Source organism: Ruminococcus sp. J1101004sp1_RTP21198st1_B9_RTP21198_201120 (assembly GCF_040924245.1).
Lineage (GTDB): Bacteria > Bacillota > Clostridia > Lachnospirales > Lachnospiraceae > Blautia_A > Blautia_A faecis.
The window spans coordinates 1-10931 of the sequence record NZ_JBCOMI010000055.1 but is presented as its reverse complement, the minus strand read 5'-3'; the positions used below and the strand labels follow the sequence as shown (position 1 = coordinate 10931).

Sequence of the window (10931 nt, the reverse complement as noted above, 5' to 3'; positions counted from 1 at the left end):
AGTCAGTAGTCTTATTGTACTCTGAGGTATTTTCAATTTTCAACATCTACGTTTTTTATTATACAGGAAGCTCCATTGTCTATAAAAATGAACATTGCCAATCAGTGATATCACTGTCTAATTCTTCACCGCACTCAGTAGTAAAACCAATACGGCATTCAAACATACATGAAGCACGAGCCTATTCCCGAACCTTCTCGTATATATTTCCTATTTACTATAGACAATATTTCCAGACTTGTCCAGCCAGGATTTTCCTCATGCTTAAGTTCACCTTTCGCACATTTTCCCACAACGTAAAACCACCGCCCAGTCAGCGTTCTTGCCAACAGACGGTGGTTTATTTATACATTTTTAGGGAAAGGAAAGAGTTTTTCTTAAGAGGTCTTTCTCTTAAGATGTATATATCATACCTCATAATTGTGAAAGGTATTTGTCCAAATTATAATTTTTTTCTAAAATTTCTAAAATGAAAATAACTAATTCGTAACTGGCATCAAAATTCCATCCCTATTCTTCCCATTGTGTCCTGTTTTCAGAACATAACGTTTCATTATCTTCTGAAAGTCAGAACATAACTCTTACCATCCGTTAATACTTTGAAGATTACTGTTCACGCCTTTCACAACAACACGCTTCTCAATGCACAATGTCAGTCGTGTCTCTGTTCCTCATTTCCATACGCCTCGCAAAATCTTGCAGCGAATGCCGGTGGTTCGTTATTGGCATAAAGGTGGGAAATATCACCGAAAGAGCTCATGCGGAAAGCTGCTATTCCCTGACGGCGTTCTTCTGTGGTCAAAGTTGTCACAGAGGATGGGGCAGCCACGCAGCCATGCCAAAGTACCATCGGAGAGATATTCAGCAGATGGCTGAGAAGTACACACTCCAATCCAAAATGACAGAAGAAAATAATCGTGTCATTATTCTCTTCATTTACTTTATAATAGTGACCTTTCCTCTCATATCCATGCTTCGCGAGAAGCTTGTCGAACTCCCCGATCACACGGTCATACTCTTCTTTCACATGACCTTCCTGCATAGCCTCATTCTCAAACCAGTGGTCATACTGGAAAAAGCGCTCGTCTGCCATCCAGTCCTGTGGCAGCCAGTCCCATACAATAATCTTCTTATCTTTCACATCCGGGCGCCAGATCTGACAGGGAAATTCCTTCAGCCATTCACACTCTGTAGCTGTTCTTCCCATCTTTTTCAAGGTCGGAGCCGCAGTATCCTTCGCTCTTCCAAGGGGGGATACATAGAAAGCTTTTACATCTAATTTGGAAAGCTTCTGTGAAAGATACTCCACCTCTTTCCAGCCTTTTTCTGTAAGGGAATCTATATCATAATCCGGGTCACCATGGCGTACAATCAATAATTTCATAATGTCACTCCTCGTAATTTGCTTTTGAATCACTAATAATTTCAAGCTATTTCTTATTTCATTGAACAGTAACGATTTTAGCATATCTTCACAGATAATTCACCATATTTCTTACCGTCATTTCTTTACAATTTTTGTGAAAGAAGTATATAATGATGCTATATCAAAGGGTCTTTTGACGCTCATAGCTTATATGAATTCAAACAGACGCTGATCGGATCATACTTTAATAAATACAAGAGCTAAGTGGACGCAATAACCACTTTCAGATTACATTTTATTCCTCAATATAACTCAATTTACGATTTCAAGCGAGGTACCCACATGAAAAAACTTGCCATCATTTTCCCAGGTGTCGGTTATACCTGCACCAAGCCCCTTCTCTATTATACTGCTTCCATGGCTGCTGAGCGTGGTTATGAAATCATCCGCCTTGACTATGGTCAGGACATTCATACCTTCCACGGCCGCACTCCAGCAGAACTGGAACCTATCATAAAACTGGCAATAAAAAGAACGCTTCCCCAGTTGGAAAACGTTCCTTTTTCTGAATACGATGATATAATTTTTATTTCCAAAAGCATCGGCACCACAATTGCCTGCCAGCTTGAAACAGCCCTGCAGCTGAAGGGAAAAGTCCATCAATTTCTTATGACTCCAATTCCTTCTACCCTCCGTTATCTCTCCGATATCAACGGGCTCTTCTTCGCCGGAACCGCTGATCCATACATGCCGGAGTCCAAGATACGCGCTGCTGCAAGAAACTTCCCCGATAAAACCGGCGGGATTTTCGAGGGCTGCAACCACTCCCTGGAGCAAAAAGGCGACACTTTAGGTGCGCTGAAGAATGTCAGACTGATTGTAGAATGTCTGGATAAAATGCTAACAAACGCTTGAAAAAAAAGCTTTCTATTTGCCAGAGCGTGTTTCACGATTCCAATTTTACATATTTCCACTTATTGCAGCAGTTCCATTCAGCATTCCCATCCCCTGCAGTAAGCTTATAGTATCCCTTATCCCAGCTGCATAAGCAAGATCTGAATATCTCTCGTCCCGGGTCTGCAGGCAGGCGATGTAATCATCGATCACACGCTTTACAGTGTGGGATAATTGCAGCTGGTCATATCGTTCCTCCAGATACTTCAGATCCTCATTGTCCTGTCTGATGTAGGAATCATTTTCATCCACCCGCTGCTGCTCCATCACCATTTTCTCAATGTTCTGAAGCATAATCATTTTTGTTGTCATTTTCATTATTGATTTCCTCCTGATATGTACTTATAGATCACGGTTCATTGGTAACGTTTTCCCGAATCACACAAGCTGTTCTTCTGTGATTCCAAGCTATTTTAGGGTTACAATTTAAGCAGTGATAAAAAATCCATTTTTCTCACACTTACCGTCATTATTCTACGTTTTATATCAGGATTTTGCAACAAAAATCGTCCGACAACTTTCCCTATAATTCGACAAAAGTGGCCGAAAAGGCGTGTATTTACGCCTTTCCTGGCCGTTCATTGACTCGCTCTTTTGGAGCGTGTTTGAAAAGGACATTCTGCAAAGTGGGGTGTGCAGACTGCGGAAATGATTTTTCAAGCACACTCTAAGCTATGCCCTATTATAATAAAGCGCACCGTTTAAAGCCCAAGGATATCGTTTACAAGAATAACATGTATTCTATCTTTATGCCTGGAATATCTTGTAATCAGAAACTGACAGCAAATCGTATCTGGAGATTTACAGTCAAAGCATTTTCCTGCGGTTTTGCAAGGTGTCTTCACCTCAAACCTCTGTGCATTCGCCGGAGCTGCCACATTTCTTGCCCGCTTCATAGCTGCGTCAAGATCTGAACAGACCTTATTCATTCCCACAATGAAAACCACCTTCTTCGGTCCCTGGGCAATACAGGAAACCCGATTGGAATTTCCATCAATGTTTACCATAACACCATCACTGGTAATGGCATTTGCGCTGGAAAGAAATACATCCGCATCATACGCTGCCATCAGGCTTTCTCTTGGTGCCAATTTCGCGCGATTAATATAATTATAATTTCCATCCTCCAACGCCTTGATCAGTCCGATCTCATGAGCACTTGTGCAGCCACCCATGGCAATACTGCTGCCCTCCGGGATCAGTTCCAGTGCCTGCTTTACAGCAGCTTCTCTGTCTGCGGCGTAATAGCCTGACATATTGCGGGATTCCAGACCTTTGATCACATTTTGAGCCAGTACTTCATTTCTTTTTTGCATATTAATATCCATTGCTTGCTCCTCCTGACATTGTTTTAGTATAAATTATAAGCCAAATTTCATTCTTTATCAACTTTCGACTTGACTTATTTTATATTTCGCCAGAGCGTAGTAAAAAAATATATTGTCATTTTTTTCAGAAAATTTATTTTAATTTTAAACTTCTGTGATATAATGCCTTATTATAGAAATTCCAATGGATAAAACGAGGTAAACCTGGTGAAGAAAAAAACACTTGTGCCTCTTATCATTTTTTTACTGGGCATATGCCTTGTTGGTTTCATTGTATACAAAACAGACACCCACGAGAAGAAAGAGAGACACATAACAGCACAATTAAACGCAACAACCTATGGGGAACGTATAAAAAATGAGATTGCGAGTGGAATTGAGATTACGGATGCTCTAAAGCAGATCCTGATCAGTGAAAACGGAGAGATTAATCAGTTTGACACGATTGCTGAAAATCTTATGTCTGCTTCTATTGAAAGCGTACAACTTGCTCCGGATGGTGTTGTGACAGATATTTATCCGGCTGAGGGAAATGAGGCAGGTAAAATTGATCTAATTCATGATAAAGACCGTGGAGAGATTTCCTGTTACGCAAGAGACAATCACACAATCATTACACAAGGCCCCTTCGAATTGAAACAGGGAGACTATGGAATTGCTGTACGCAATCCGGTTTATCTGACGGATACAAACAAACAAGAGTATTTCTGGGGATTTACCATTGTTATCCTGCGTGTTCCTGATATTTTCTCAGACTCGATTTATGCTCTTTCAAATTTTGGATATGAATATAGAATTTCAAAGACGGCTTCTCCCTGGAGCGACACTTATAAGGTTGTTTATCAGTCAGATGGTTCGTTAACCCAGCCGGTCTCTTATGATTTTAAAATAGGCGCAGAGAACTGGAGATTTGAAATAACCCCCCAAAGCGGATGGCGAAATAATACACTTATAGCTGTAGTCACCGTTTTTTTTCTTGCCGTAATCCTGCTTCTGACAGTTCTTACCCGGGTATGGCTGGTGTCCAAAGAAAATAAAAACAGATTTCAGATACTGGCACACACGGATTCCCTTACCGATATTTACAACCGCTATGGATTTGATGAAGCAGCAGAAAAAATCATCGCCCAAAATCCGAAGACACATTTTGTGGCTGCACTTTTTGATATCGATGACTTTAAGTTTATTAATGATGTCTATGGGCATGCTTACGGAGACAGGGCTTTAAAGAGTCTGGCAGACAGCATGAAAGCGTTTTTTCCACCAGATGTACTGCTTGGAAGAAACGGTGGTGACGAGTTCTGTATTCTTCTGCCTGATTGTACCTTGGAAGAGGCAGATGCACAGCTGAATCAATTCACCAGACTGCCTAAGACCTTCTCGTACAAGGGAACAGAACATCACTTTTCTATTTCTCTTGGATATGCGGAATATCCGGCATTTGCCTCCAACCATTCACAGCTTATGCGCTGTGCAGATGCAGCCCTTTATGAAATAAAGCTTCACGGAAAAAACGGATGTATGGCTTACAGAAAAGGCCTTCAGTCAGGAGTCCGCAAACAGCTGGGATTTGCGCTTAAGGATGTCTCGGAGCATCTTCCTGGTGCATTTATCATATACAGAGCAGACAAAGAAGATGATGAGCTGTTCTATGCCAACCAGGAGTTTCTTCATATGACCGGATATAAAGATATGGGCGAACTCTTTCGACTTACAAACAAAAGCTTTCATAACCTGATTCGGGAGGATGAGCAGAAACAGATAGAAGCAAGCATCTGGGAACAGATTGACAGTGGTAATGAAAATGACTATATTCATTTTCATCTTCGAAAAGCTGACGGCTCTTACCTCTCTGTGCTTGACCATGGAAGAATCGTAGAAAGCCAGCAATACGGAAAAGTATTTTATGTATTGTTTATGGACTGGAAGGACATGCATATTCATTACGGTGATAAATTTTCCAGATAATAGAAAAAAATACTGTCTGGTAGGAATTTTTGCATTCTATAAACCTACGATTTCATCATCAATCTGAGAGGTTTACACAAAGTAATTTACACTCCGCCCTGTTGCATAAAATAATGCAGGTCTGAACAAGACCTGCATTATTTTATGTGCTTTTCACACGTATTTCCCCTTCATTTTATCCGCTTTATCTTCCCAAAATCCGGTCCAGATTTTCCAGAATTACATCAACATTGATTGGTTTTGCAATATGTCCATTCCTTCCTGCCTTGATTGCTTTTTTACAATCTTACTTATGTAAAAAAATTGCTTCTATTATACGACTGCGCTACACTATGCACAAGAAAAACATTACTGCGCAATACTTATATCTGCCCATGCATATTTCTGATGTAAAATGCAATCTGATAGGGCAGTCTTTCTTCCGGTGTTTTCAACTCATTTCCCAGAATTTTCCTGATATTTCCGATACGGTACAGCACCGTATTGCGATGCGTATACAATTCTGCTGCCACAGCCTGAATACTTCCATTATGCTTCAGATATGACTGAAGAGTTTCCACATAATCTGCATGATATCTTCTGTCATATTCTTCCAGTGCTGCCAGACATTCTGTTTCCATTTCCTTCAGTATTTCTTTATCTTCCACCATATAAAGCAGACGGAACAGCCCGCAGTCATCAAACTTTACCACCTGCTTCTTTTGTGTCATCGCTATGTGTGCTGCTGCCTTAGCCCTCTGATAACTTACCGAAAGCCGGGAAATATCCATACATCTGCTCCCGATTCCCACGCACAATTGCAGTCCGGGCATACGTCTTTTTCCTCTTTTTATGGCACCCTCTACAAGACGACACAAATACTCTTCCGAAAGCGCATTCGCTACCAGCACAAAATCAGAGTTGTAATAAAAAAAGCTTCCATTGTGAGTGATATCCTCCAAATACACCTGTATTCGATAAGACAGCTTTTTTCGCTCCACTGTGTCCATGGAGTCCAGCCCCTCACAAGTCATCAGCAGCACCTGAAAGCTTCCATCTACATCAAAATACTGTAATAAATCTTTTCTGTATGCATCCTGATTATCCGGAGTCTCAATAGCTGCAATCAGGGCGGATGCGATCTGCTCATCTGTAGTATCCTGCAAAAATACATGAATACTGAAGTCTTTTATCATATCTGATAAATGCACTTCCCAAGGCACAGTCAGCAGCGGAAGGTCATTTTCATCACAATATGCTTTCAATTCTTCCGGCACCTCATAAATGTACTGTCCCACATTGATCACAAGCCCTGATGCATGATACCGGTTCAGCTGCTGTGCCAGATGCATCCAGTCTTCTTTTTCCGGAAAGCCAAGCCCGGTTGTCACTGCAAGCTCCTTTCCCCAGAAATTCTGTATGATCGTTGTATCCTCAAGAAGATGTACCCAGCTGATCGAATTGGACCATCCATTTTTTCCGGCCAGAAACTTCATTTCATATCTGGTTTCTGCTGTCAGCATCATATCCTGTATTGTAAAACTCATAAAACCTCCCTTTTTGTTTCCCAAACCCGTGCTGTAAAGTGTTCAAATTTTCCACCTCCATTATATCATATTTTTTTGTGCTGACAGCACATATTTTCCCTTTAATTTTTAGAATCCGCCCCCATGGTTTTTCCTTTATTTTGTGCTAGAATATAAGTAACTTAAAAAAACAAATTAAAGGAGGCGTGAATATGAAATTCGCAGAATATACAAGTTCCCTGGATGCACTTCCCGTTCCAGAATGGATCATAGCAGAACGTTATATGTATTGTGACAATTTTATAAATGACTATGCGAAGACTCGGCATTTTAATCTTCTGGCTTTTGTCAAACGTCTCTTTCGCAAATAATATGCGCTCCTTTTCATAAAAAGGACATCCTGGTTTTCAGGATGTCCTTTCTTTTACTTTTACTTTTTTCGGTAAATACGAAGCATCAAAGGTGTCTCTACAAGCAGCATGGCAATCCATCCTGCCAGATAGGAATATGGCAGTGCCTCAATACCAAAATTCCATAACAAAACCATCGGTGCCGCTGCAATGACACGGACTGTCATATTGGTAAAGCTGCTCATTAAGGTCACCTTCAGATCTCCGATTCCACGGAAAAATCCCTGAAGCGCATTTGTAACAGCGGGAAGAATATACATTACTGCAATCAGGTGAAGATAAACCACTCCATGTCCGATAACTTCCTCATCTTTTACAAATAATGACATCAATGGTCTGGCAAATCCCAGACAGATCAGCATAACTGCTGCTCCATAAACAAGCTCCAGTATCATTCCACATCGGAAGCCTTCCCTCATACGGTCATTTTTTCCAGCTCCTTTATTCTGAGCCATTAATGCAGTCATCGCATGGGCAATATTCTGTTCCGGTGTGATGGCAAAATCATCAATGCGATTAACCACTGCAAAGGCTGCTGCTACCGATACTCCCATTGTATTAACCAGTGCCTGTATTGCGATTTTTCCCATCTGTACAGTTGCCTGCTGCATGGCTGATGCCCACCCGTAAGCAATGGTTTTCTTCAAAAGCCCGGCATCAAATACCAGCCACTTCTTCCCAAGCCGAAGAATCGGTACTTTTTTCTGTATATAGATAATACAAAACAGACAGCAGAGCGCCTCACTGAGTACTGTGGAAATTGCACATCCATTACTTCCAGCCTTTAATACGATAACGAAAAACAGGTCTCCGAAAATGTTCAGAATTGCACTGATGATCAGAAAGTACAAGGGGGATGCACTGTCTCCCAATGCCCTTAGGGTGCTTGAAAAAAAGTTATATAAAAATGTAAACATTAATCCCAGAAAAATAATCCGCAAATATTGCACTGTCATATCCATAATAGACGGATCTACCTGCAATAACAGCAGAATAGGTACCGCAAATATTACACAAACCAATGTGAGAAAAAACGAAAAGACCGCACCAGACAACAGAGTTGTACTGATCTGTCTGTGCAAGGTCTCATAATCTTTTGCTCCATACTGAATCCCCATCAGGATACTGGCTCCCATACACAATCCGTTCAGAAATAATATCATCAACGTGCTGACCGGATTACAGATTCCCACAGCAGCCAGGGCCTCCTTTCCTACAAAATGCCCTACAATGATGCTGTCAACTGCATTATAGGTCAGCTGAAACAAATTTCCCAAAACAAGAGGCACTGTAAAATTAACAAGAATGGGCATGATTTTCCCAGTAGTCAGATCTTTTGTCATATCCTCACACTCCCAACCAAAAGTTTTGCACACTCACATTTTAGCTTAAAAAAAGTAATTTCACAATGTCCTATTTTAACATTTTATATAGCATATTCTAATCGGATATGTTAAACTATAATTTGTCACTTTCTCTGTTTCATTGATTGTTATATTATAAATTGTAAGAACTAAGGAAAACTGTAACATGCTAAATAAAAAAGATTTCTTAAAATATGCATCGACATTGGCATTTCCAATTATGATTCAAAATTTGATTTCAACATTGGTAAATATTGCTGATACTGTAATGCTTGGATATGTAAGCCAGACTGCCATGTCGGCTTCATCGCTTGCTAACCAATATACTTTTATTCTTTTTTGTCTATATTATGGTATGGCCACAGGTACATCCGTTTTATGTGCCCAGTACTGGGGAAAAGGTGATAAAAAGACTGTAGAAAAGATTCTCGGCTTAGCAGAGCGATGCACCTTAATTATCTCTCTGATATTTTTCCTTATCTCCTTTTCCATGCCAACTACGGTTATGAAGATTTTTACAGACAATCCTGATACAATTGCTGCTGGAAGTGAGTATTTGAGGGTACTTTCATTTTCACTTATGTTTATGGGATTCTCTCAGGTTTTTATGAGTGCCCTTCGAAGTATCGGAAAGATAATGCTGCCTTCTGTTACATACATTGTCTCCCTTTGTGTCAATGTACTTTGTAATGCCACCTTCATCTTTGGCTTATTTGGACTTCCAAAGCTTGGCGTTACCGGTGTTGCTCTTGGTACTGTGATTGCCAGAATCGCAGAGGTATTGATTTGTCTCATCTACTCCTTGAACAAATCAAATGTGAGATTCCGAATAAAATACTTCTTTGCGAAATCGGGGATCCTGTTCCAGGATTTTATGAAAATTGCAACTCCAGCCGTAATAAATGACCTCGTCTGGAGCTTTGCCAGTTCCGCATTCGCAGCAATTCTTGGGCATATTGGTAATGATATGGTTGCTGCAAATGCCGTCGCTGTTATGGTGGTAAACATTGGTGCTATCGCCTGTCGGGGTTTTGCCAACGCTACTACCATTATTATCAGTCAGGAGCTGGGGAAAAATCACATTGATACAGCCAGAGAATATGGGAAACGGATGCTCAGAATAACCATTATTGTAAGCCTGATCGGATGTGCCGTTATTCTGGCGATTCGCCCCCTGATACTGGATTTTTATCGGGATAAGCTGACAGAAACGGCCATTTATTATCTTGGCGTTTTTATCATTATGACGACCTGGCGTCTTGTTGGAGAAGGTATTAATACCTGTCTTATATGCGGCTGCTTCAGAGGTGGTGGTGATTCCAGATTTGGAATGATCGTTGATTCCATATTTATGTGGCTTGTAGCAGTTCCTCTCACATTTCTTGCCGCATATGTTTTTAAACTGCCGCCTATCTGGGTATACTTTGTAATGTCTTTGGATGAACTTGAAAAAATGCCTGTGGTATTTATTCACTATTTCAGAAGAAAATGGCTTACAAACATTACCAGAGATTTTGATTGATCCTACTTATTCACAATTATAAAATGCTCCCTTCTGAATGACAGGTTTTTGTTCTTTCACATTCCTGCCCAGTAGGGAGCATTTCTGAATCCTATGATCTTATTCTTTTTTTTTGACGATCAGCCCTATACTGTAAACAGAGGCTATTGCAATGATAAAGCCTAATGGAATTGCCACACAATAAAACACAAAATTTACCAGATTGTTATATGGGCGGAGTTTATAAATTCCTTTTGAAGTCCGATAAACCTCGACCTTAACTTTATCACCAACGTATACTTTCTGATTATAAGTTTCTTCTCCTTCATAAGCTTTTCCATCAACCTCAAATGCCAATTTGGTCCGATATTTTACTGATCTTGAATTCTTTTTATTTTTGTCTTTATCATCACTGTTATCAATCTCACGGCAGGATTCTACAACTGCAATAACCTCTCGTTGAACAAAATCGCTGCGCGATGGCCTGCCAAGGCTATGGCGCAGTTTTTCTTTACACTTTAATAAAAAGCAGTGG

10 protein-coding genes and 1 pseudogene are annotated in these 10931 nt (G+C 40.4%); 5 read left to right on the top strand and 6 right to left on the bottom strand.

Going from position 1 to position 10931, the window contains the following annotated elements:
- Positions 1 to 652: 652 nt before the first annotated feature.
- Complete coding sequence (locus AB5618_RS20730) at positions 653 to 1384, bottom strand: histidine phosphatase family protein (protein WP_148463736.1); 732 nt, start codon at positions 1382 to 1384, stop codon at positions 653 to 655.
- Between the two features lie 324 nt (positions 1385 to 1708).
- Between AB5618_RS20730 and AB5618_RS20725 the strand changes: the two genes are divergently transcribed.
- Complete coding sequence (locus tag AB5618_RS20725) at positions 1709 to 2281, top strand: hypothetical protein (protein WP_148463735.1); 573 nt, start codon at positions 1709 to 1711, stop codon at positions 2279 to 2281.
- 45 nt (positions 2282 to 2326) lie between these two features.
- On the opposite strand, the gene AB5618_RS20720 is transcribed toward AB5618_RS20725, so the two are convergent.
- Positions 2327 to 2638, bottom strand: coding sequence for a hypothetical protein (locus AB5618_RS20720; RefSeq protein WP_148463734.1), 312 nt, complete (start codon positions 2636 to 2638; stop codon positions 2327 to 2329).
- Positions 2639 to 2941: 303 nt separating this feature from the next.
- Between AB5618_RS20720 and AB5618_RS20715 the strand changes: the two are divergent.
- A pseudogene (locus tag AB5618_RS20715) lies at positions 2942 to 3025 on the top strand (DUF6783 domain-containing protein); the annotation flags it as partial.
- Here AB5618_RS20715 and AB5618_RS20710 read toward each other — a convergent pair.
- Complete coding sequence (locus AB5618_RS20710) at positions 3022 to 3648, bottom strand: lactate utilization protein (protein ID WP_148463733.1); 627 nt, start codon at positions 3646 to 3648, stop codon at positions 3022 to 3024. The pseudogene AB5618_RS20715 and the gene AB5618_RS20710 overlap by 4 nt on opposite strands.
- Positions 3649 to 3855: 207 nt before the next feature.
- Here AB5618_RS20710 and AB5618_RS20705 point away from each other — a divergent pair, with 207 nt between their 5' ends.
- A complete protein-coding gene (locus tag AB5618_RS20705; protein WP_148463732.1) occupies positions 3856 to 5616 on the top strand; it encodes a diguanylate cyclase in 1761 nt (586 codons plus the stop codon).
- Positions 5617 to 5978: 362 nt separating this feature from the next.
- Here AB5618_RS20705 and AB5618_RS20700 read toward each other — a convergent pair whose 3' ends face one another.
- A complete protein-coding gene (locus AB5618_RS20700; protein WP_148463731.1) occupies positions 5979 to 7142 on the bottom strand; it encodes a PucR family transcriptional regulator in 1164 nt (387 codons plus the stop codon).
- A 191-nt stretch (positions 7143 to 7333) separates the two neighbouring features.
- Here AB5618_RS20700 and AB5618_RS20695 point away from each other — a divergent pair, with 191 nt between their 5' ends.
- A complete protein-coding gene (locus AB5618_RS20695; protein WP_173769933.1) occupies positions 7334 to 7492 on the top strand; it encodes a hypothetical protein in 159 nt (52 codons plus the stop codon).
- Positions 7493 to 7551: 59 nt separating this feature from the next.
- On the opposite strand, the gene AB5618_RS20690 is transcribed toward AB5618_RS20695, so the two are convergent.
- On the bottom strand, positions 7552 to 8874 hold the full coding sequence (locus AB5618_RS20690; protein ID WP_173769932.1) for an MATE family efflux transporter: 1323 nt from the start codon (positions 8872 to 8874) through the stop codon (positions 7552 to 7554).
- 187 nt (positions 8875 to 9061) lie between these two features.
- On the opposite strand from AB5618_RS20690, the gene AB5618_RS20685 reads away from it, so the two are divergent.
- Positions 9062 to 10417 carry an MATE family efflux transporter gene (locus AB5618_RS20685; RefSeq protein WP_173771621.1) on the top strand — a complete coding sequence of 452 codons (1356 nt, stop codon included), beginning with the start codon at positions 9062 to 9064 and terminating at the stop codon, positions 10415 to 10417.
- Between the two features lie 99 nt (positions 10418 to 10516).
- Here AB5618_RS20685 and AB5618_RS20680 read toward each other — a convergent pair.
- The coding region (locus tag AB5618_RS20680) for a hypothetical protein (protein WP_368367032.1) at positions 10517 to 10931 on the bottom strand (415 nt) is incomplete at its 5' end.